Annotated in this window: 18 protein-coding genes, 12 tRNA genes and 1 rRNA gene; 8 read left to right on the top strand and 23 right to left on the bottom strand. The window is 40.0% G+C overall.

The annotated features are described in order from the left end of the window. Positions 1–116: 116 nt before the first annotated feature. On the bottom strand, positions 117–752 hold the full coding sequence (locus PH210_RS29405) for a DapH/DapD/GlmU-related protein (protein ID WP_289990254.1): 636 nt from the start codon (positions 750–752) through the stop codon (positions 117–119). A 30-nt stretch (positions 753–782) separates the two neighbouring features. After that, on the bottom strand, positions 783–2,105 hold the full coding sequence (locus PH210_RS29400; RefSeq protein ID WP_289990252.1) for an alkaline phosphatase: 1,323 nt from the start codon (positions 2,103–2,105) through the stop codon (positions 783–785). 253 nt (positions 2,106–2,358) lie between these two features. Here PH210_RS29400 and PH210_RS29395 point away from each other — a divergent pair, with 253 nt between their 5' ends. The 3 genes from PH210_RS29395 (at position 2,359) to PH210_RS29385 (ending at position 5,849) form a co-directional block, all read left to right on the top strand. Then, complete coding sequence (locus PH210_RS29395; RefSeq protein ID WP_289990251.1) at positions 2,359–3,501, top strand: glycosyltransferase family 4 protein; 1,143 nt, start codon at positions 2,359–2,361, stop codon at positions 3,499–3,501. Positions 3,502–3,551: 50 nt separating this feature from the next. Continuing rightward, positions 3,552–4,544, top strand: coding sequence for a metal-dependent hydrolase (locus PH210_RS29390; protein ID WP_289990249.1), 993 nt, complete (start codon positions 3,552–3,554; stop codon positions 4,542–4,544). A 378-nt stretch (positions 4,545–4,922) separates the two neighbouring features. After that, positions 4,923–5,849, top strand: coding sequence for an AraC family transcriptional regulator (locus PH210_RS29385; protein ID WP_289990246.1), 927 nt, complete (start codon positions 4,923–4,925; stop codon positions 5,847–5,849). Between the two features lie 15 nt (positions 5,850–5,864). Here PH210_RS29385 and PH210_RS29380 read toward each other — a convergent pair whose 3' ends face one another. Further along, positions 5,865–7,088, bottom strand: a complete 1,224-nt coding sequence (locus PH210_RS29380) for an MFS transporter (protein ID WP_289990245.1) — start codon at positions 7,086–7,088, stop codon at positions 5,865–5,867. A 157-nt stretch (positions 7,089–7,245) separates the two neighbouring features. On the opposite strand from PH210_RS29380, the gene PH210_RS29375 reads away from it, so the two are divergent. Beyond that, positions 7,246–8,328 (top strand): branched-chain amino acid aminotransferase, encoded by a 1,083-nt coding sequence (locus tag PH210_RS29375; protein ID WP_289990243.1) that lies wholly within the window; start codon positions 7,246–7,248, stop codon positions 8,326–8,328. A gap of 266 nt (positions 8,329–8,594) precedes the next feature. Here the strand turns inward: PH210_RS29375 and PH210_RS29370 are convergent, their stop codons facing one another. The 6 genes from PH210_RS29370 to desA all read right to left on the bottom strand — a co-directional run bounded on the left by PH210_RS29370 (position 8,595) and on the right by desA (position 14,637). After that, positions 8,595–9,269: a response regulator transcription factor gene (locus PH210_RS29370; RefSeq protein WP_289990242.1), complete on the bottom strand. Its 675-nt coding sequence runs from the start codon at positions 9,267–9,269 to the stop codon at positions 8,595–8,597. 15 nt (positions 9,270–9,284) lie between these two features. Then, complete coding sequence (locus tag PH210_RS29365) at positions 9,285–11,033, bottom strand: ABC transporter ATP-binding protein (RefSeq protein ID WP_289990238.1); 1,749 nt, start codon at positions 11,031–11,033, stop codon at positions 9,285–9,287. Between the two features lie 152 nt (positions 11,034–11,185). Continuing rightward, entirely contained in the window at positions 11,186–11,746 is a 561-nt protein-coding gene (locus PH210_RS29360; RefSeq protein ID WP_289990235.1) for a PepSY-associated TM helix domain-containing protein, read from the bottom strand. A 124-nt stretch (positions 11,747–11,870) separates the two neighbouring features. After that, entirely contained in the window at positions 11,871–12,839 is a 969-nt protein-coding gene (locus PH210_RS29355) for an efflux RND transporter periplasmic adaptor subunit (protein ID WP_289990233.1), read from the bottom strand. Between the two features lie 151 nt (positions 12,840–12,990). Further along, positions 12,991–13,527, bottom strand: coding sequence for a response regulator (locus tag PH210_RS29350; protein WP_289990232.1), 537 nt, complete (start codon positions 13,525–13,527; stop codon positions 12,991–12,993). 78 nt (positions 13,528–13,605) lie between these two features. Beyond that, positions 13,606–14,637: a Delta(5) desaturase DesA gene (gene desA, locus PH210_RS29345; protein ID WP_289990229.1), complete on the bottom strand. Its 1,032-nt coding sequence runs from the start codon at positions 14,635–14,637 to the stop codon at positions 13,606–13,608. Between the two features lie 247 nt (positions 14,638–14,884). Here desA and PH210_RS29340 point away from each other — a divergent pair, with 247 nt between their 5' ends. The 3 genes from PH210_RS29340 to PH210_RS29330 all read left to right on the top strand — a co-directional run bounded on the left by PH210_RS29340 (position 14,885) and on the right by PH210_RS29330 (position 18,437). Further along, entirely contained in the window at positions 14,885–15,724 is an 840-nt protein-coding gene (locus PH210_RS29340) for an RMD1 family protein (RefSeq protein WP_289990226.1), read from the top strand. 146 nt (positions 15,725–15,870) lie between these two features. Beyond that, entirely contained in the window at positions 15,871–16,725 is an 855-nt protein-coding gene (locus PH210_RS29335; RefSeq protein WP_289990225.1) for a hypothetical protein, read from the top strand. 98 nt (positions 16,726–16,823) lie between these two features. Beyond that, a complete protein-coding gene (locus tag PH210_RS29330) occupies positions 16,824–18,437 on the top strand; it encodes an ATP-binding protein (protein ID WP_289990222.1) in 1,614 nt (537 codons plus the stop codon). A gap of 40 nt (positions 18,438–18,477) precedes the next feature. Here PH210_RS29330 and PH210_RS29325 read toward each other — a convergent pair whose 3' ends face one another. Beyond that, positions 18,478–18,939, bottom strand: a complete 462-nt coding sequence (locus PH210_RS29325) for a DinB family protein (RefSeq protein ID WP_289990266.1) — start codon at positions 18,937–18,939, stop codon at positions 18,478–18,480. Between the two features lie 207 nt (positions 18,940–19,146). On the opposite strand from PH210_RS29325, the gene PH210_RS29320 reads away from it, so the two are divergent. Beyond that, a complete protein-coding gene (locus PH210_RS29320; RefSeq protein WP_289990220.1) occupies positions 19,147–19,782 on the top strand; it encodes a histidine phosphatase family protein in 636 nt (211 codons plus the stop codon). Between the two features lie 70 nt (positions 19,783–19,852). Here the strand turns inward: PH210_RS29320 and PH210_RS29315 are convergent. The 13 genes from PH210_RS29315 to rrf all read right to left on the bottom strand — a co-directional run. Further along, positions 19,853–19,926: transfer RNA gene (locus PH210_RS29315), tRNA-Ile, on the bottom strand. A gap of 3 nt (positions 19,927–19,929) precedes the next feature. Continuing rightward, positions 19,930–20,003, bottom strand: a tRNA-Gly gene (locus tag PH210_RS29310). 19 nt (positions 20,004–20,022) lie between these two features. Continuing rightward, positions 20,023–20,094, bottom strand: a tRNA-Gln gene (locus PH210_RS29305). A 15-nt stretch (positions 20,095–20,109) separates the two neighbouring features. Beyond that, a tRNA-His gene (locus PH210_RS29300) sits at positions 20,110–20,185 on the bottom strand. Positions 20,186–20,229: 44 nt separating this feature from the next. Continuing rightward, positions 20,230–20,306: transfer RNA gene (locus tag PH210_RS29295), tRNA-Asp, on the bottom strand. 3 nt (positions 20,307–20,309) lie between these two features. Beyond that, positions 20,310–20,383, bottom strand: a tRNA-Met gene (locus PH210_RS29290). A gap of 121 nt (positions 20,384–20,504) precedes the next feature. Next, positions 20,505–20,597: transfer RNA gene (locus PH210_RS29285), tRNA-Ser, on the bottom strand. A 9-nt stretch (positions 20,598–20,606) separates the two neighbouring features. Continuing rightward, positions 20,607–20,683 (bottom strand) — tRNA-Met (locus PH210_RS29280). A 27-nt stretch (positions 20,684–20,710) separates the two neighbouring features. Then, a tRNA-Pro gene (locus tag PH210_RS29275) sits at positions 20,711–20,787 on the bottom strand. An 8-nt stretch (positions 20,788–20,795) separates the two neighbouring features. After that, a tRNA-Arg gene (locus PH210_RS29270) sits at positions 20,796–20,872 on the bottom strand. Positions 20,873–20,907: 35 nt separating this feature from the next. Then, positions 20,908–20,983: transfer RNA gene (locus PH210_RS29265), tRNA-Val, on the bottom strand. An 18-nt stretch (positions 20,984–21,001) separates the two neighbouring features. Next, a tRNA-Glu gene (locus PH210_RS29260) sits at positions 21,002–21,076 on the bottom strand. Between the two features lie 44 nt (positions 21,077–21,120). Beyond that, positions 21,121–21,212: ribosomal RNA gene (gene rrf / locus PH210_RS29255) — 5S ribosomal RNA — on the bottom strand; the annotation flags it as partial.

Below are 21,212 nucleotides of genomic sequence, written 5' to 3'. Positions count from 1 at the left end.
GTTTAAACTCTGCGCTGTTTTGTGTTGAACATACCCTGTATGTCAAAATAAATCTAAAATTATAAGAACGGTCTACCCGTCTAGGATACACCGCATGCTTACAGATAATCATTCATTTATTTTCCATATTTCTCAAGAAACGTTTCCACATCATTCAGATCATAAAAGAGTTTTTCCATCATATCCCTCGGCCAATTCCACCAGGCGATTTGCTGCAATTTATCTGCAATCTCTCTGGAGAAGCGTTCCTTTATCGGTATTGCTGGAACTCCGCCAACAATAGTATAAGGCTCGACATCTTTGGTAACGACAGCTCCTGCCGCAATGACGGCGCCTGTACCGACCTTGACACCTTTCATGATGATGGCCCCATGACCAATCCAAACATCATGACCGATTTTTACACGATTTAACCGGCGCCGGTCAAAAATTTCCTCATCGTCCGTCTTTGCAAATCCATATGAGATGCGGCGATAGGTCATGTGGTGCTGGGTTACACGATCAATTGGATGATGGACGGGATTGATACAGACATGGGAAGCTACCGAGCAAAACTTTCCAATTTCCGCATAGTTGATGGTTACATCATCCATTGTATAGGTATAATCACCAATTTTAGATTCAATGATAATATTCCTCGGGCCAATGGATGTCCAATCTCCCGCATAGCTATTTGTGATATGACTTGTTAAGTGGACCGAAGGCTCAGGTGACAGTTTCTTCTCCTTAAAAGGGTGGTGAATAAAATTCATTTCAATCCGTCTCCTCTTATTAGCTTTCTATTAATCAATAATCTGAAAAAGAATCTTTGCAATTTCACTATTTTCCATTCTGCCGCTAAACAAATGCCTATTTAGACCATAGGCATAAATAGGGACATCCTCTCCCGTATGTCCTTTTGTTGTCCAGCCCGTGCTGGAATAGTGATTGATGATGTTAATCAGCGCCTGCTTTGTATCTTCCACTTCCAATTCCAACGTTGTTTGGATGATTTTCAAGTCCGCTTCATGTAATGTAAAGTGCATATGATGCTTTAATGTCTCCATATCTTTTGTTTCATGCAATCGTTCAGCAATCACAAAGGGAGTTGATGTAATCGATTTAATGACACTTGGGTTCCATTTATAATTATCATTTCGGTCGATGCTCATCCCTCCGGTTGAGTGATCAGCTGTCGCGATAACAATCGTATCATCACGATTTAAGGCAAACTTGACTGCCTCTTTAAAGGCCGCCTCAAAGTCTTTCACTTCGCTCATTGCCCCCACGATATCATTGTCATGACCCGCCCAATCGATTTGACTTCCTTCTACCAAAAGAAAGAAACCATTGGAATTTTGCTTCAAGCGTTCAAGGGCGGCTTTTGTCATTTGAGCAAGGGATGGGACAGCCAGACCGCGGTCAATCTGTTTTGGCAGTTCAATAGGAGCGAATAAGCCCAGCAGCTGCTCCGTTTTATTTGCTAAAAGCTCTTGTAAATTTGTCACATAGCCAAATTGATTCTTTACAAACTCTTCTACTAAATTGCGATCTTTTCGGACGAAATATGAGGTTCCTCCTCCGAGCATCACATCAATTTTCTGTTTGCCTTCTATTCGTTCATCCAGATAGTCATCGGCAATTTGATCATATTGCTCTCTCGATTCGATGTGCGAGGCAAAGGCTGCCAATGTTGCGTGATTAATCTGGCTCGTTCCCACAAGACCAGTAGATTTGCCGCGAAATTTAGCATATTCTAAGATCGTTGGTACGGTTTGTTTATCAATGTTTAAACCGAGAGCTCCATTATAGGTTTTATACCCTGTCGATAAAGCAGTACCAGCTGCTGCCGAATCTGTGATATTACTTTCAGTATCTAATGAGTAAGTGGATTGAGAGCCAACAAAGAATTGGTCAAATATAGTGGGGTTCATTAATCCTTGTTGAGAATCATGATTAAAATAACGCAGTCCGGTGGTATAAGAAAAACCCATTCCATCACCGATGAGGAATATTACATTTTTTACTTTTTGGGTTCCGATATATTTCACAAAAGGACTAAATGGATTTAAACCAAAATCATGCTGCTGAGGGGTGGATTTTACAAAATAAACAACACCTTTCATGTATGAATTTAACTTTCCTTTTCAAGGAAACTAACGAAATATTGGATGACACTCCTTTTATAACATAAAAAAAGGTAAAACAATTATGTAATACAATAGTTTTACAAATAAACAAAAGATTCTTAACATAACGGTTGTTCTATTCATAAACCAAATCTTTACAATAAATTAACAGTATCTCAAGAAGAATAACTACATTTATCAAATAAAATAAGGGGGAATTTATCATTTGGAGTTAAAGGGGAGTATGGTTATGAGAATTGCCATTTTCACTGATACCTTCCATCCAGACATCAATGGGGTTGCGCGGACGCTGAAACATTTTACCAACTATTTAGATGAACAAAACATTACCTACAAAGTCTTTGCACCGGATTCTCGTTCAAACGAATATATTTCTGCTCATATTCGCCGCTTTAAAAGCTTCTCTTTTTTCTTATATCCGGAGTGCCGTCTTGCATTTCCCAACCTCTTTCGCATCAAAACTGAATTAGAAGATTTTTCACCCGATATCATCCATGTTGCTACACCATTTAACATGGGACTTTGCGGTGTCTACCTTGCCAAAAAACTCAATATTCCACTTGTCGGTTCCTACCACACCGACTTTGATTATTACTTACGATTCTATGACCTTCAATTTCTTTCAAAATTCGTTTGGAAATACATGAAATGGTTCCATAAACCCTTTAAAAAATTATTCGTCCCTTCTAATGAAACGTTAACGCAGCTAAAACGTCATGGATTTTCAAAATTAGAAATTTGGCCAGGCGGTGTGGATTGCCAGCTTTTTCACCCTTATTACGAAAAACAGACTATTCGTGAGGAACTGGGAATCACAAAAAAGTATCTTCTTACCTATATAGGCCGAATAGCACCAGAAAAAGATGTGAAAACACTTCTAGCTGTTGCTAAAGCTCTGCCAACAGAGATGCATGAACAAATTCAATGGTACGTTGTCGGAGATGGTCCACTAAGGGAAGAACTTGAAAAAGATGCACCTTCTAACATGACATTTACAGGATATTTAACAGGAGAACGATTAGCGGAAATCTACTCGGCATCAGACTTATTTGTATTTCCTTCTCCTACTGAAACCTTTGGAAATGTCGTCATTGAAGCACTGGCAAGTGGTACACCCGTTATTACCGCCAATTCCGGTGGTGTAAAAAATATTATTAAGTCAGGGGTAACAGGCTATTTGTGTGAAACGGGCAATGAAGCGGAGTTTGTTAACGCCATTTTGAAGCTATTAGAAAATGATAATCTACGAAGTCAATTTGGGATAGAGGGCAGAAATTATGCACTGGCACAAAGCTGGGAGAAGATCTTTGCTCAATTAATTTGGCATTATAGGATCGTTGTCGAGGAACCTAAGATACCAAAATACGCTTAATTATTAATTTGAGAAGGTGTAAACAATCAACAAACTTAGGGAGTGGTCAAGTGGATACGTTTTCTCATATTGTGATGGGCTTAGGTATTGGGGCTCTGGCTCAAATGGACCCTGTAGTTGCCGAAAATCCTCTCTTAACACAAGCAGTCGTTTTAGGTGCAGTTATCGGTTCTAATGCACCGGATTTTGACATTCTCTATCGCTTGAAGGGAAAGGGAAGCTATTTCAGAAATCACAGAGGTCTGTCACATTCACTTCCTGCGATTCCTTTATGGGGCATCATTGTTTCAGGCCCGCTATATCCCTTCTTTGCTGGCACAGGATTTCTCCATTTATTTTTATGGACATTTTTAGCGGTGATTCTCCATGTTCTTTTTGATTTATTCAATATGCACGGAACGCAAGTTTTGATGCCTTTTTCCCGAAAATGGATCGCCTTTGATGCGATTCCTTTAATGGACCCTTCGATTTTATTGCTTCATTTTCTAGGGTTCGGTTTACTCTTTTTTTATCAGGCAGGAATAACCTTCTTAATCATATATGTATTTATTTTTTTATATCTGGCCTTAAGATCTTTTTCAACAGCAGCAACAAAAAAACACTTACAAGAACACTTTATTAGGGCAGAACGGATCAAGTTAATTCCCTGTTTAGCTCCATTTAAATGGAATATTATCATTGAAACAGATGCAGATTTCTTATTTGGTGTATATTCAGATAATAGCCTTGCTATTGAACATACTCTTTCCAAAAAAATCGATTTTCCAGCATTGGTTTCAGATAGTACAAACAACCAGTCTGTTTCGGACTTTCTCTCCGGTACAACATTCGCTTATCCATTTGTTGTTGTTAGAAAGAACGGATATTTAGTCTTTTGGAAGGATCTCCGATTTCGAACAAAAAAATTTTTTCCTAACCTTGCTATAATGTTTATTTCCTCTGACTTCAAAATTAAGAATAGCTTTATAGGAAAGATAAACACGATAAAGCATTACAAAAAAGTGTTAAGAAGCTTAACGAATTCCTCTTCATCAATTAAGTAAAATCGAAATGGACACCTTTAGATTCTGAAGATGTCCATTTTTAATTATTACTAAGTGGTGATGAATTGTTCATTTGACAAGCTTAGGGAGAAATATTATTTCACCTCATTGAATATATATCACATATGTTAAAAAACAATTTCACTGGAAAGGGGCAAATAAGTATGGAATATTGCATTTCTTGTGGAATGGAACTGTCGATTATGGAGAGAAATCGTGCTGAATGCTGGGAGTGCAGGGATACGACCACAGAAGCTTATGAGGAGGACGAGTAAAATTCCATGTACCAGCCTGATGAATTAGGTATTTAAAAAGCTGATCCTGAGACGCCGTCTGGGACAGCTTTTTTTAATATTTACAAATTGAAAAGAATCGTTAATGATGAAACATGAGGTGATTCTTATTCAACCATTAACGATCCTACAGCGAGTGATTGATTATATTGAAGAGCATATTAAAGATGAAATTGATCCTATAAAACTAGCAGAAATGGCCGGTTACTCCCCCTTCCACTTTTATCGGATTTTTCAAAAGCATATTGGCTATACCGTCATGGATTATGTTTTAAAAAGAAAACTCCAGTATGCCTTGCATGAACTGGTCCATGGCAAAAAAATCATCCAAATCGCCATGGACTATGGGTTTGAAACCCATTCTGGTTTTACCAAAGCCTTTAAGAAATGTTTTGGCAGCCCGCCAAGTTTATATAAACTGCATTGCCCAAGGTCGCTGCCGCAAAAGTTAGACTTGATGAGTCTTCAACAGAAAAATATTGGCGGCATTGTGATGCAGCCGAAAATTATTGTCAAACCAGCCTTTTCTGTTGCTGGCAAACCATTTGAATGTATTATCGAAAACGTTTCATATACCAGAGATCTGCCGGCTTTTTGGGATCAGAAGGGACTGACAGATGGTTCTACGGAAAGAATGCTATATCAACTATTAGCTCCCCAAAAACATGGAGAATATTGTATCAATTTAGGCAGTACAGAATATGGGGATCGCTTCACCTACTTATTTGCGGTTGATTTGGATGGAGATCGTTCACTTCCGGACGAGCTTACCCATCTGGAAATTCCATCGGCAACATATGCCATCTTTAAAACTCCTCTTGTTGGTGTGGACCAGTTCGTTTCCGCCATTAAAGGGACATGGCTTTATATTTTGGAGGATTGGCTGCCGCATTCAGCTTATGAAGTGGATGAAGCTGCTTTTGACTTTGAATATTATGATGAACATTGCCATTACTGGGATTATGAAAAAATATATATGGAGATCCATATTCCTATTAAAGAAAGAGAGTGACCAAGCATCACTCTCTTATTTTTCCAATATTTTTCTATATAGAACTAGGACAGGAGTCAATAGGAATGCACATGCTAGAATAGCTGTTTTCATCGTAAAGTTCACGGCAATCAGACCAATCACCGGACCTCCGCTTATTTGGCCGATGGCATCTACCTGACCTTTAACGGAAAAGAAAGTGGCTCTTGTCGAGGAATCCGGGATCATTTGATTTAGCCAAATATCCTCGAGCGGGTGCATCACATATCTAGCTACTTGGATAATGATATAAAAGATTAACAAAACAATGAGATAACTTGATAAAGCAAACCCTACTAAGGAGCTGACAATCAGGATGCTTCCTGCAAATAGGGCAGCATAAATCGATGTGAGTTTTTGATAAATAGAGCTTTTACTTATAAAATGAAGGGCTGCAAACGAAAAGATCACGACGATAAACTGAATGCCGCCTATAAAAAATACTAACTTTCCTTCGGTTAAATCTTCTAGTCCACTCTCCTCTAAAATATGAGAGATCCATAGCCGATCAAAGCCTTCGCTATAAAATCCAAAAAACAATGCAATGAGAAAAAGGATTCTCATAAGGGAACTTCTTTTCGAAAACACTATGATTTGATTCATATTATCCTTGATGTTTTTCCATGTGGAAACTCTTTCTGAGCGATCCGCTGGCTTAAAATGTTCCTCTTTCATGAAGAAAAATAATAAAACGGAAAGCCCCATCATACCAAAGCCGCCCAGGACGATAGGCAGATTAATCATAAAGTAACCTGCAAACATACTTAACGGGATCGCGATTATTTTTCCAAGATTGCCGGCATTTGCTCCTTTTATAAATGCGTCGGCGGCCCGCCCCTCCCCTATTTCATCAGCAATCCAAGCTTGCTGGGCACCGCTGGTAAAGGTATATCCAATTCCCCAAACAATTTGCGATGCAATCACCATGATAAAATACGGAAACATTCCTTCTAAGATAAAACCAGTTCCGATTAAGAAATAACCGATTATAATCGAAAGCTTCCGGCTCTTCAAATCTGAAACAATACCCGTCGGAATTTCAAACAGAAAAACCGATGCCTCCAAAACGGTACCGACTAAAACTAACTGCAGCGGGTCGAGCTTTACAATTTCTACTTGATATAACAAATTCATGGTAAAGATAAAAGTAAAAAATAATTGTGATAAGAAACATGTATAAATGTAAACTTTATACGGATCTTTTTTGAAAAATAAATTCATTTTCTTTTCCCCCTTGAGGCCATTATAAAGAGGCTGGAAAATGAAATCTGTTCCAAATTTGCGAAAATGAAATTCCTTTAGGGTGTCTCGGACACGCTTTAAATTTCATTGGTGTATAATAAAAATTGTAAAAAAGAGAATGGATAGAGGTGTGTTTATGAAACAAGAAATTGCATTTTTTCAAAGAGAAGAATTAAAGGTAAAGCCTGATTCCGCATCACTTGGTTTCGGGAAGTATTACAGCGATTACATGTTTGTGATGGATTATCATGCCGAACTCGGCTGGCACGATCCGCGAATCATACCTTACGCTCCATTAACACTTGATCCGGCAGCAATGGTTTTTCATTATGGACAAGCCATCTTTGAAGGAATGAAGGCTTATAAAACAGCAGATGGTACCATCCAGCTCTTCCGTCCGGAAAAAAACATGAGCCGTTTGAACGAATCCTGTGATCGTTTATGCATTCCTCAAATTGATGAAGATTTTTTATTAAAGGCGATTAAACAATTAATTTTCACAGAAAAAGATTGGATACCGGAAGGTGAAGGACAATCCCTTTACATTCGCCCGTTTATTATCGCAACGGAGGCCTATCTTGGAGTCCGCCCTGCCCGCCAGTATCAATTGCTCGTCATTCTCTCGCCATCTGGAGCCTATTATGGCGACCAATTAAGCCCTGTGAAAATCTATGTCGAAGAGCAGTATGTCCGAGCTGTCATAGGTGGAGTCGGCCATGTAAAGACCGCAGGAAATTATGCCGCCAGCCTGAAAGCACAAGAAAAGGCCGATGCTAATGGGTTTGCCCAAATTCTTTGGCTGGATGCGAAAGAGAATAAATATGTTGAAGAAGTTGGCAGCATGAATATTTTCTTCAAAATTAATGGTGAAGTTGTTACCCCAAAATTAAATGGCAGCATTTTACCTGGTGTAACTCGGGATTCCGTTATTCAACTTCTAAAATATTGGAAGGTGCCAGTGCGCGAAGCGAAAATTTCAATTGAAGAGGTTTATGCCGCCCATGAGCGCGGTGAATTGGAAGAAGTCTTTGGTGCAGGAACGGCAGCCGTCATTTCTCCTGTCGGCGAATTAAATTGGAATGGTCATACCATCGTCATCAATGAACATCAAATCGGCCAGTTATCCCAGGACATCTATGATGAAATTACCGGAATACAGCTTGGAAAAAAAGAAGATCCCTTCCAATGGACGGTCAAAGTCTGCACTGTCGAAGCTTAATCATTATTGGTTTACAAAAATAAACATCCTATAAAAAAGATGCCTGATCCTGCTGTTCATTCATTGCAGCGAGAGATGAGGCATCTTTTTAGTACTATCGCGGAAGGGTTAGAGTAAAAGTGCTACCCCTACCCTCTTTACTTTCAACAACAATAGCCCCTTTAGGAAAAGATAGGCTGCAAGAAGGTAAAACACTGAAAAACTAACGATAATCATTACAATAAACATGCAAAAACCAAATACATGCCGAAAAAACTTTTTGCCCCTTATGGTTTTACCTCGAGCCGGTATCCTAATCCACGTATCGTCTTAATCTTGAAGGGGAATTCTTCCTCTGAAAACCTCTCGCGCAGCCGCTTAATATGAACATCAACCGTGCGATCGTCCCCTTCATAATCGTATCCCCAAATGTCTTCAATGAAGTCTTCTCTAGAAAACGTCTTTCCAGGATAACTCGCCAATTTGAACAATAGCTCGAATTCCTTCAACGGAATGGTGTAGTCCTGCTCTTTAAAAGCAATTTCATGTGTTTTTCGATTTAACTTAAATCCCCTTATCTCAATGGTTTGGGAAGAAATAATGTTATACCTTTTTAGCAAAGCTTTGACCCTCGCCACTAACTCAATCGGGTCAAACGGCTTCACAAGATAATCGTCTGCCCCAAGTTCAAATCCCTTAACTTTTTGTGCGGTTTCCCCTTTGGCGGTTAACATTAAGATTGGAAGATCGCTGAACTCCCTAAGCTCGCGGCATAACTCCCAGCCGTTCATGTTCGGCATCATGATATCGATGATGACAAGGTCCAACTTCACTTTTTCCATTATGTTTAATGCCTTCCGTCCATCTGAGGCCTCATAAAGCTCGAACCCCTCCTTTTTTAAAAAAAGGAGAACGAGTTCGCGAATATAGCTATCATCATCGACAATTAATAATTTCGCCATTGCTTCCCATTCCTTTTAAACAATTTCTTTCAAACGTAATTGCTGCTCTGCAAATTCGCGATACAGGGAGTGAGTTTGTAATAAATGTTCATGTGTACCGCCTCCTGTCATTTTCCCCTTTTCTAAAAAGATAATTTGGTCTGAATCAATTACAGTGGATAAACGATGAGCAATAATGAGGGTGGTTCGACCCTTCATCAAATTTTGTAATGCCTGCTGGACAACCATTTCCGATTTGCTATCAAGACTGGAGGTTGCTTCATCTAACATTAAAATTTTCGGATCCCTTAAAAAGGCACGTGCAATTGCAATTCGCTGTCTTTGACCACCGGATAATTTCATTCCTCTTTCCCCAACCTCAGTATCATAGCCATTCGGGAGCTCAGATATAAATTGATCCGCATAGGCCATTTTGGCCACACGATGCAAGTCCGCATCCTCAACCGTTTTTTCGATGCCGTAACAGATATTATCACGAATGGTACCTGATATAATAGGGCTTTCCTGTGAAACATAGCCAACTTGACTCCGCCATGATTGCAAAGAAAAATCGTTAATCGATTGTTCGCCTAGACGCATATCACCGCTCTGCGGTTGGTAAAAACGCTCTAGTAATGAAAAAAGCGTTGTTTTCCCACTGCCGCTAGGACCGACAATCGCTGTCACCTTTCCTGCTTCAACGGAAAAACTTACATCCCTAAGCACCTCTTCCCCATTTTTATAAGAAAAATTCAAATGATCCACTGTTATCGTTTGATGCACGTTTTGAACAGGATGATCAGCATTGTCCTTTTCCTCAAGCGAATCCATGATGGCGATTATCCGTTCAGTTGCACCAGTTGATTTATTAAATTGAGTAATAAAACCGGCAATTTGCCCCATTGGCATAACGATCTGGAAAAGATACATAATGAATGCGACTAAGTCGCCAGCTGTTAGAGCTCCTGAAGAAACTCTCATGCCGCCATAGCCTAGAATGACAACAAGTAATATCATGACTACAAGGCCAATGAGCGGAGTGATTAAGGCTTGAATCTTTGCCTCTTTTAAGCCATATTGAAACAATTGGGTAATCCCTGTTTTTCCATTCTTATACTCAAATGGTTCCGCATTCGATGCTTTGACGAGACGTATTTCAGATAACACTTGCTGAAGGACTGAAGTAAATCGTGCCGTTTCGTCCTGCATCCCTTTTGATACCTGATGCATTTTTTTCCCTAATACCACTAAAATCAATGCCGAAAGTGGAATCGCAATAAACATTAACAATGTCATTTTCCAATCCAAAATCAGCAAAACCACGAGTGAACCAATGATGGAAATGATGCCTGTCAAGAAACCGGAAAGATGCTCTGTTATCAATCCCTTGACCACTGCCGTATCATTTGTCATTCGGCTAACGGTATCTCCTGATTGATGTTCATCATAAAAATGGATCGGCAGAACAAGGAGCTTCTTCCATAATCGATCTCGAATTCCCGCAACAACGGATTGACCGATATGGCTTAATAGGTAAATGGATATTCCACTCGCAATAGCTTGAACGGAAAGAGCACCAACAAGGAGAAGGATTCTCCCTGTGCTTAATGCACTAATCGAAAAGTCATTAATCAGACTTTTGGTAAAAAGCGGAACCAACAGTCCCACTAAAGTTGTACTTACACTTAATAGTAATGCGATGCAAATTAAAAGTTTAGGCGGCTTTGTTTGCTGCACCAGGCTAATAAATTGGCGCCATCCTTTTTGCTTCTTTCCTTTTGTCATATATAGTTACATCCTTTCAACTCATTATAAGTGGGATTATACAAAACATATATGAATTGAATATGAACTGGCAGAATTAGTTTAATGAGTAAAGGCATCTTCTTTTTCAGAAGATGCCTCAATATTTTCTGTTGCTACAAGCGCTGGGCACCCTAAGCAACTTCGTTTTCGATTCTTCTATTTTTCCGTTTCTTGTTAACCCCAAGTACTTTTAACGATAGGTAAATTCCTGAACCTGTTAAGAAAATCATCGCAATTGCGGTCAGATCGATTAACCATTTAATATTGGTTGTTCCAATTCTTCCTTCGTGCAGACCTTTAATGATACTCATGAAGGAACCTTGGGAATTCTCTCCTCTTGGACCGCCTTGGCCTGGAAACTGGCCGTTTGTATTAACTCTTGTTTGGTCTTGGGTCTGGGTATTGGTCTGGGTATTAGTCTGGGTATTGGTCTGGTTATTAGTCTGGTTATTGGTTTGGTTTTGTCCGTTCGTCTGTCCTTGTGGTTGACCAGCTGCTTGGCTTGAGTCTGATCCCGCTCTTGGCAATTGGCCTTGGTTCATTTGCCCTGGTTGGAAATTCCCCATTCTTTCCGTTTGGGATTGTCCGATAAGCCACGGCTCATTCATTAACAAACCTGTAATAGATTCCATGAAAATAAAGGTAGAACAAATTAACCCAATCCATAAATGTGCTTTTCTCGTTTTTTTCATCATCGTTCTCCTCGTTTTAATTAATTTGGCGCTGTTTAACTTGGTTGTTGATTTGAGCTCCAATCAACAGTGGAAAAAATCAACAACGGCTTTTAATACAGCCATTAATTTATAGAAACTAATATTAATTACCGCTCTTTCCATTTCCGCTTGGTGCACCCATTCCGCCGCCATTTGGAGGCATTCCTCCTCCGGTCATTCCTCCCATGCCTTGCATCATCCCGCCTTGATTATTAGAGGAACTGCTGGCAGCAACCTGCGGTAAGAGAATATTATCCCCTTCGCTTACTCCATCCGTTATTTCCACATATTCATCTGTAGCAATCCCTGTTTTAACGGTTTTTTGAACGTTCGTGCCAGCAGCGGTATCTGTATTTGTGTCGGCTGAAGCAATAAGGACATATTTTTCATTATTATTTGTATGAACGGCATCCACGGGTACATAAAGTGCATTTTCCTTGCTATTCGTTAGAATGCTTGCTTCCGTACTCATGCCAACCTTTAGATTGTCAGGCTGATCAATATGGATGGTTACATCAAAAGTAGATGACCCGTTTGCTGAGGTCCCTTCTTCGGCTACCCCAGTCACTTTCCCTGTATAGGTTTTATCTGGGTAGGCACTCACCGATAAGCTGACTGTTTGATCCTCTTTAATCTTCGGTATGTCCAGTTCATCCACCTGGACAACTGTTTGTAAGTCCTTGTAATTGGTCAAATGCGCCACTGCCTGTCCATTTGCGACACGCTCTCCAGCAGCTGTTGAAACTGTTGTTACCACACCATCGGCTGGTGCCGTGATAGGATCAGTATCATCTGTGAAGGTAATCAGTTCATCCCCCTCTTTCACTTCCTCACCGGCCGAAACCAGTACTTCCTCTATTTCGTTATTATCAATTGTTGATTTTATATCCTCGCTTGTAACTGGCTCTACCGTACCTGAGCCGCCGATTTTCACTTCTAACTTTCCTTTTTGTACGACGGCGGTCCTTGTTTGTGTCGTTACTTCACTGTTGCTTGATTTTGATTGAAACAATTGGTACCCTACAAATCCAATTACCAAAACACTTACTATGATCCAAATCCACTTTTTCACTTATCCTGCTCCTTTCACCCACGTTCGAGCTACGGCCATTCTTCATGGAAGCTTTGTATTTGATAGGCCTATTATCATGTGCCAACCTTAACTTATACTTAACAAAAAAAGCGAACAGTGATAGGCACTGTTCGCTCATATATTATCTTTGCTAACCGGTTGGCAGCTTCATTTTATCTAAGATTGTTGAAAAATAATTTCTGACCATTCCTAATTTGTTTCGGGACGTGTTAGTAATGATTGGTTCGGCAACGGTCTTTTCCAACAATTCTTTTTCCTGTTCCGTATCCATGGAACCTTCGTCCATAAGGTCCGGGCTGTAGATTGTATTTCCAGCCATGATGCTGCGAATCGAGCAGGCTAACTCCTCGCTTGGACCATCCTTCAATAAGTACCCCTTTGCATCCGCCTTTAGAGCCCGCTCAAAATAGCCATTCCTTGCAAAGGTTGTTAAAATGATGACTTTACATTCTACTGACTTTAACGCTTCCGCTGCTGCTAGCCCGCTCATTTTAGGCATTTCTATATCCATGATACAAACATCCGGCTGTAATTGGTGCACAAGAGCAACGGCCTCTTCTCCATTACCGGCCTGCCCGACCACTTGCATATCATCTTCCATATTCAGCAGGGAACCTATTGCTCCTAACAGCAGTTCCTGATCCTCGGCAATGACAATTCGAATCATCTACGTTCTCTCCTATTCGGGCAGTGCAATTAAGCAGAAACTCCCCATAAATGCAGGGGAGTCAGCCATATGGTGTAGTTAAAGTTCAGGTTTAGCTTGAATAGAAATTCTTTTTTTCGCAACCGTTCGAACATCTTTAAAGCTTACAAAATTCTTTTTCTCCTCATCCCATAAACGGAATCGGAGTGACTTTAAACTGGTTGCAAGAGAAATCGTTGGTACATTTTGTAATGGCAGCGTGTTGTTGTGTGCCTCTTCCAGTTTATAGTTCGGCACTCTTGGGCTTAAGTGGTGAACATGGTGAAATCCAATATTACCGGTAAGCCATTGTAAAACTTTTGGAAGTTTATAGAATGAACTTCCCTCTACAGCCGCTTTTACATACTCCCACTCTTTATCTTCCTCAAAATAAGAATCTTCAAAAGTATGCTGTACGTAGAACAGCCAAATGCCTGCGGCACCTGAAATCATGAAAATGGAACCTTCCACTAAAAGGAATGCTTGCCAGCCGATTGCCCAGATCAGCAATCCTATTACAGCTGCAATCAGTAAATTCGTTAAATAGGTGTTCATGCGTTCCTTGTTTTTAGCACCTTTACGGTTAAATCTATTTTTAAGAAGGAAAACATAAATCGGCCCTAATACAAACATGACAAAAGGATTTCGATAAAAACGATAGGCTAAACGAAGTTTAAGTGGCGATGCTAAATATTCATCCACTGTAAGGGTCCAGATATCACCTGTACCGCGCTTATCCAAATTACCGCTTGTTGCGTGATGAACGGAATGCTCGTGGCCCCATTTACCAAACGGGAATAACGTTAATACCCCCATCGCAGTCCCCAATATTCTATTGGCACGGCGGCTTTTAAAAAAGGAATAATGGGTGCAGTCATGGAAAATAATGAAAATTCTTGTCAGAAATCCTGCAGCTATCACACATGGTACTAATGCTAACCAATAAGAAACAGACAGGCTGATGTAGGCAAGATACCATAAGATCATAAACGGTGCGACCGTGTTAATAATCTGCCAAACACTTTCTCTTGTTGTTGATTTTTCAAAGGGAGCAACTTGTTTTTTTAAATTTTTAGTGTCTTGTAAGGTCATAGGATTGGAATCCCCTTCTTTAATGTGTCGTTATATCAAGTATATCGAAAGGAAAATGGACTTGTTAGTAGCAGGTGTCATGTACGGGACATGATAAATGTCATATTCAGTAGAAAAATTGGAGAAAAATTTTTCATTTAGTGTTTAGTAATCATAACAATTAAAAACATTAACTATGGCTCAGTATGTTTTTAATGAAAAGGAATAAACTCGAAATAAGACTAATTCAATGAAGAGAGTGAAAAAAATGAGAGAAATTACCTTTAAAGCCTTTGGAATCACGAATGAAATTGATTTGAACAAAATCGCCATTCATTGCGGCATTCCGAAAAAGTTCACCTGGGAAGAACCCCTAATCTTAAAAGGCGATATTTTAAAAACGATACTGAAGAAAGATGTGGATGAATCACAAATGGTGCTCATTTTTTCTTTTGGCAGCATCGTCTTCATTAATCATACTGACGCAATTGAGATGAAAGATTTATTTTCTTACATCCATTCCTTTGAGCCAGATTTTGAAATTGTACATGCAGATAGATACACAGACGATTACAGTCTTCACATCCAAGAAACCGAAAACATCGAATTAACCGATGAATATGTGGTGGTACCTGAGTATGAAGAATTTTATCCAGAATTGATATCAACTGTCCTTGCAAAATCGGTGGCACTTGAGAAAACAGAAGAACAACTCGGAAAAATCCATGATAAGCTTGAGACGATGATTGACAGATTGGAAAAAGGCAGGCTGAGAATCGGGAACAAGGAACTGGCAAGAACGACCGCGAAAATCGTCCGTCATGAATATAATACCCTTGCCTATATCATGATTCTTGATAAGCCCGATATTACCTGGTCTAGCAGCAGTGCCAGCGAATTTTATGACAAAATGGGTGATTTCTTTGAATTGAACGACCGCTATAAAATCTTAAAAAGCAAAACAGAAATTCTGTATAACATCATGGATGGCTTTTCTACCATCTCCCATTCCATCCGCGGTCTTTTTGTTGAATGGATCGTCGTAATTCTTATTGTTATTGAGATTCTCCTTACCATATTTGAAATTGCTGGATGGCTTCCAAAATGAATATTTATTTAATTCACAAAAAATTCAAGTAATGCAACACTTCCTATTTCTAATTAACGATATAATACGAGTGTCACCTCATTAGGTCTCCACCTAAGCCTCGCTTGTATTTTTGAAAAAATTTAGAAAGTAGGTTGATTGGTTTTATGAAAAAAAGCGGCACAACTAAAGATTTTTTTAGTGGCAATAATCTGCAGGTAACAGCCTTTACACACGAATTTGCCAATCCAAAGGAACGACAGGAATTTTTAATGAATTTAGCCATAAGCTCTGAATTTGATATGAGGCACCGAGGTCTTCTGCTTTATTACGGAAAGGATTTCATTGCTTACAAACGTGAAAAACCCTCCGACCAAAACCGCAACGAATTTCTCCGTGTCATTTCAAAATTTATGGCCAATTGCTTAGAGGATAACTGTCCGCCCTCTTGGCAGCAATGTCAGTCCGCGTTTTGGGAAGAATTGATCTTCACCTTTTTTCCACATTCCATGAAAATTACCCCAAACGAAAAAGAAGTAGAAACCTTCCTATTCCAATTAAAGAAATTTGTCAGATGGCTTGATCGCAGGACAGGTACCTCTTGGTATTCCGTAGTCGAAAAATTTGCCCAAGAGGCCAGCTCTGAACTTACAATCTGCGAGGGGCTGCTAAATGCCCTCTTTTTATACGACTTCCCTCGAATTCATCATCGTGATTGGAATCGCGAGCAAGATATTGAGAAGGTGCATCAGAAATTTAACCAATGTTCTGATAAACTTGATAGTCTATTTGAAGTAACCAGCAGGATCGAGGATACAGTTGTCTTGACTGAGTTCGATACTAATCGGACTTATTACATAAAAGGGCTGCCAAACAAATTAATTGAAACAGGTATTATTATGAGTGGTATGATAGGCAAAAGACGCGGGGAATTAGTTTGGAGCTGGTTCCAAACAGAAGGAATCTATCCACAAAGAGGGAAAAAGTACCTTGCTTTGAATACGAATCCTGAGTCCAATTAATTATTATTGGATGTTTTTTGTTAAATCCTATAGAACATTATCAAATTAGTATTTAAACTAGGAGTATAGTATTTTTGACTACTTTGGAGTGACAGAAGATGGGCGAAACAGAACCGTACTATATAACTCAATCGAAGAATTTTTGTAAAGAACTCGGAATGGACCCTAACGATATAGCAGGTCCACAAAGATTTTTGACAAAAGAAAAGCTTTTTATAAAAAAGAAAGCCTATAGTGAGATCTTGGAAGTTGTAAGTTATTTTTCAATTAAACTTTTAGATTCATTAAAAGGAACTCCTATTTTAATCAGTGTTTCTGATTCAAACGGATACTTGTTACATATGGCTGGCGATGAAACTATCAAATCTACTGTCGATGAATTTGGTATTAAGATAGGAAGCCTTTTCACTCAGGAAGATACGGGGACAAATGTCATTAGCTTAGTCTTACAACAAAGGCACCCTATATCCTTAATAGGCAAAGACCATTATCATAAGTTTCTATATGAAATAGCTTGTTATGGTGCACCGATTCATTACACCGATGAAGATCATTTATTGGGCAGTGTAAGCATTATGGTGCCGATTGCTTTTCAAAATCCTTTATTACTATCGATGTTATCCCAGGTAGTTGATTCTATTGAAAGGGAATTGCTGCTTAGAAAACAAAATAGAAAGCTTAATATCTTAAACCAAATTATGATAAGCAGGACTAGAAATGGCATCATCGTAACTGATGAAAAAGGAACTACAATAGAGTTTAATGATTTTGCTCAGCAAATCTTTAACCAAAGCAGCAATACGGTAATTGGAAAAAGCATATATGATTCCGTTTTGATTGGAGAATATTTTCGACGGGTCATTGAGTATGGAGCAAAATATGAAAACGAAGTGCTTACATTTACAAACAAGGTTGGTAATGACATCGTTTGTTTATTTGACGCGCAGCCAATTTATGAGGAAGAAAGATTAATTGGAGGATTTGGTCAATTTCGGGACATCACGGACAGGCATTTATTTGAAGAAAAGATGAAAGAAGCTGAAAAGCAAGCACTTGCTGGTCGAATTGCCGCTGGTATCGCCCATGAAATACGGAATCCACTGACCACCGTCAGGGGCTACCTGCAATTTCTTGAAAAAGAAGTTGACGCAAGTACCTCCGAGCTATTTTCTAATTTGCTAATCCCAGAAATTGATCGGGCCAACAAAATTATTACAGATTTCTTGAGTATCACGAAGCCTTCGATTAAAGAGTTTGAGCTCATTGAAGTTCAACATTTCTTAATCGATTACCTTTTGAAGTTTCTTAAAAGTGAATCGTTATTATACGGTGTTGGATTGGATATTGAGATTGCTCCTGATGCGAAAAAACTTACCATCTTATGTAATCGTGAAGAGTTATTGCAGGTATTTATTAATTTATTTCAAAACTCCGTACAGGCCAAAAGGGAAACTCCTTTAAAAATTAAAATCTCCACTAGAGTAATTCATGAACATATCCATTTTATTTTTAGGGATAATGGGAAAGGAATTCCCCCTTCCATCTTAGCCCATATTTTCGAACCGTTCTTTTCCACTAAAGATTATGGAACCGGTTTGGGCTTACCAGTGTCTCAAAAAATCGTGGAAAACCAAAAAGGAACGATGCAGGCCAGCAGTGACGGGATGGGCACAGAATTTATTATTGAGCTTCCAATCCATAAATTTGCCTGAAATTTTCTCAGAGGACCATCTAATCAATGATGGTCCCCTTTTATTTTTTAGGCTTGTTGATCATTTTTCTGATAATGCGAATTTGACCTCTGTGACTTAATTCGTCCTCGAACACGTGAAACCATTTGAAAAAATTGTTGGCTGGGCGGTCATACCAAAAAGGGGTTTGCTCATAAAGCCATTCATCAGGAAGTGTTTTAAACTTTTCAATGGTTATGTTTCTAACATCGGACAATACCTGAAGATACTCTTCGATTGTTTTCCCTTTAAAATGTTCCTGGCCTAGGCTCCCTAAATCCAGCCCAGCCTGTAAGCGGCTAAACTCCTCATCGGTTAGATCCCGATTTTCAAAGGTCTCAATCTGGTAAGCTTTTTCTACGGCGGCCATATGTCCCAGCAGCATCCCGATAGAATTGGCTTCCTCATCATAAAGAAAGTCTAGTTCCTCTATTGTTAAATCCTTTACGGCTTGAATCGTTGTTTCTCTTGTATAATTCATCATCGAAACTAATTTGCTAAACTCTAGGCCTAAGCCATCTTTTTGGTCAATTAAATATAAGGTTGATGCATCTACCTTCACGTATTTCACCTCAATTTTTCAGATAGGTACTATTATTCTGCTTAAAACTGGAATATCCTTCAAAAGGTATCTGACACCACCATATTTCGTGGTAGAATTCTATTATATCTAGAAAGGCAGGTGATCTGGGTGACTAAATCCCCAAAAGTAACTCTATATTTTGTCCGTCATGGAGAAACTCAATTTAATGTGGAACGACGATTGCAGGGATTTGCTGATTCCCCGCTTACTGAAAAAGGAATCGCACAAGCCCGGGCAGTAGGAAAAGGTTTAGCGGATATTGAATTCAAGGCAGCCTATTGCAGTGAGAGCCAGCGGGTGATTGATACGGCCACTCATGCATTAAGAGACCGAAAAATACCGCTATCGACTGATGCACGCCTTAAAGAAATGAACTTTGGTGCCCTTGAATCCTTATTGAGATCCGAAATTACCGCTCGATACGGGAATATACTTGAGACTTTATTTAGTCTTACTGATTTTAATCTGGCGGCACCTGAAGGGGAGTCCTATTCACAGCTCTATTCACGGACTTGTTTAGCGATTGACGAAATTCTTAAAAATCATGAGCTTGAAGGCGGAAATATACTTGTATTCTCACATGGCGTAACCATCGGTAATTATTTAATGCAATTAACCAATAGCGAAAAATATCTTCACCATGATAATTGCAGCGTAACTGTTGTCAGCTATGTGGATGGGGAATTTCAAGTGGAACGGGTTGCGGACACGTCTTTTAGGGAACTGGGGCAAATTGAAGAATAACATGAGGAACTTCATAAAACACAAAGAGCGATTACTTTATTTGCAATCGCTCTTACTTATGTATTAATTATGGGCCTAAATGGACTCGAACCATCGACCTCACGCTTATCAGGCGTGCGCTCTAACCAGCTGAGCTATAGGCCCATATGGAGCGGGTGATGAGAATCGAACTCACAACATCAGCTTGGAAGGCTGAGGTTTTACCACTAAACTACACCCGCACTGTAGTATTAAAGAATGCTGGGCTAGCTGGATTCGAACCAACGCATGTCGCAGTCAAAGTGCGATGCCTTACCGCTTGGCTATAGCCCAATATTATGAATGTAATGGGGCGACTGATGGGAATCGAACCCACGAATGTCGGAACCACAATCCGATGCGTTAACCACTTCGCCACAATCGCCAAAATCTATCTATTAATAGCAGGGGAACTGCTAGAAAAAAATGTGGCGGTCTGGACGGGACTCGAACCCGCGACCTCCTGCGTGACAGGCAGGCATTCTAACCAACTGAACTACCAGACCATATTGCGGGGACAGGATTTGAACCTGCGACCTTCGGGTTATGAGCCCGACGAGCTACCGGACTGCTCCACCCCGCGACGGTAAAAATATATTATTTTGTTCATGCTCTTAGATGCATGACTGTATCAATCTCAGAAAGCTTATTCAAGCAGCAGCTCGATTGATACAACCCGCGACGGTAAAATATTTAAGATAAAATGGCGGAGGAAGAGGGATTCGAACCCCCGCGCGGTTTAACCCGCCTGTCGGTTTTCAAGACCGATCCCTTCAGCCGGACTTGGGTATTCCTCCGTAAATATATGGTAGCGGCGGAGGGGATCGAACCCCCGACCTTACGGGTATGAACCGTACGCTCTAGCCAGCTGAGCTACACCGCCAAAAATATATATTTTACAAACTGCGACTGGTCGGGAAGACAGGATTCGAACCTGCGACCCCTTGGTCCCAAACCAAGTGCTCTACCAAGCTGAGCTACTTCCCGTTTTAAAATGGCGCGCCCGAAAGGAGTCGAACCCATAACCTTCTGATCCGTAGTCAGACGCTCTATCCAATTGAGCTACGGGCGCATAATGAAAATAATTTTCGCTTTGTGAAAAAATTATGGTGGAGGATGACGGGATCGAACCGCCGACCCTCTGCTTGTAAGGCAGATGCTCTCCCAGCTGAGCTAATCCTCCATATTCACGAAAAAACTTTGGTGACCCCTACGGGATTCGAACCCGTGTTACCGCCGTGAAAGGGCGGTGTCTTAACCGCTTGACCAAGGGGCCCACTTTAAAAATATAGACAAAATAATAGCCCCAACAGGGGCTTAGCCTGGCAACGTCCTACTCTCACAGGGGCGCGTGCCCCAACTACCATCGGCGCTGAGAAGCTTAACTTCCGTGTTCGGTATGGGAACGGGTG

The sequence above is a fragment of the Paenibacillus sp. BSR1-1 genome (assembly GCF_030403775.1).
Classification (GTDB): domain Bacteria; phylum Bacillota; class Bacilli; order Bacillales; family Cytobacillaceae; genus Neobacillus.
Note: the sequence above shows the minus strand (reverse complement) of the source record. Positions and strands in the feature narration are given on the sequence as shown.

Bases quoted from the DNA above. Each gene is read 5' to 3' on its own strand.
- PH210_RS29405 (WP_289990254.1), bottom strand. From the start codon at position 752: ATGAATTTTATTCACCACCCTTTTAAGGAGAAGAAACTGTCACCTGAG.
- PH210_RS29400 (WP_289990252.1), bottom strand. From the start codon at position 2,105: ATGAAAGGTGTTGTTTATTTTGTAAAATCCACCCCTCAGCAGCATGAT.
- PH210_RS29395 (WP_289990251.1), top strand. From the start codon at position 2,359: ATGAGAATTGCCATTTTCACTGATACCTTCCATCCAGACATCAATGGG.
- PH210_RS29385 (WP_289990246.1), top strand. From the start codon at position 4,923: ATGATGAAACATGAGGTGATTCTTATTCAACCATTAACGATCCTACAG.
- PH210_RS29380 (WP_289990245.1), bottom strand. From the start codon at position 7,088: ATGAATTTATTTTTCAAAAAAGATCCGTATAAAGTTTACATTTATACA.
- PH210_RS29375 (WP_289990243.1), top strand. From the start codon at position 7,246: ATGAAACAAGAAATTGCATTTTTTCAAAGAGAAGAATTAAAGGTAAAG.
- PH210_RS29370 (WP_289990242.1), bottom strand. From the start codon at position 9,269: ATGGCGAAATTATTAATTGTCGATGATGATAGCTATATTCGCGAACTC.
- PH210_RS29365 (WP_289990238.1), bottom strand. From the start codon at position 11,033: ATGACAAAAGGAAAGAAGCAAAAAGGATGGCGCCAATTTATTAGCCTG.
- PH210_RS29360 (WP_289990235.1), bottom strand. From the start codon at position 11,746: ATGAAAAAAACGAGAAAAGCACATTTATGGATTGGGTTAATTTGTTCT.
- PH210_RS29350 (WP_289990232.1), bottom strand. From the start codon at position 13,527: ATGATTCGAATTGTCATTGCCGAGGATCAGGAACTGCTGTTAGGAGCA.
- desA (WP_289990229.1), bottom strand. From the start codon at position 14,637: ATGACCTTACAAGACACTAAAAATTTAAAAAAACAAGTTGCTCCCTTT.
- PH210_RS29340 (WP_289990226.1), top strand. From the start codon at position 14,885: ATGAGAGAAATTACCTTTAAAGCCTTTGGAATCACGAATGAAATTGAT.
- PH210_RS29335 (WP_289990225.1), top strand. From the start codon at position 15,871: ATGAAAAAAAGCGGCACAACTAAAGATTTTTTTAGTGGCAATAATCTG.
- PH210_RS29330 (WP_289990222.1), top strand. From the start codon at position 16,824: ATGGGCGAAACAGAACCGTACTATATAACTCAATCGAAGAATTTTTGT.
- PH210_RS29325 (WP_289990266.1), bottom strand. From the start codon at position 18,939: ATGATGAATTATACAAGAGAAACAACGATTCAAGCCGTAAAGGATTTA.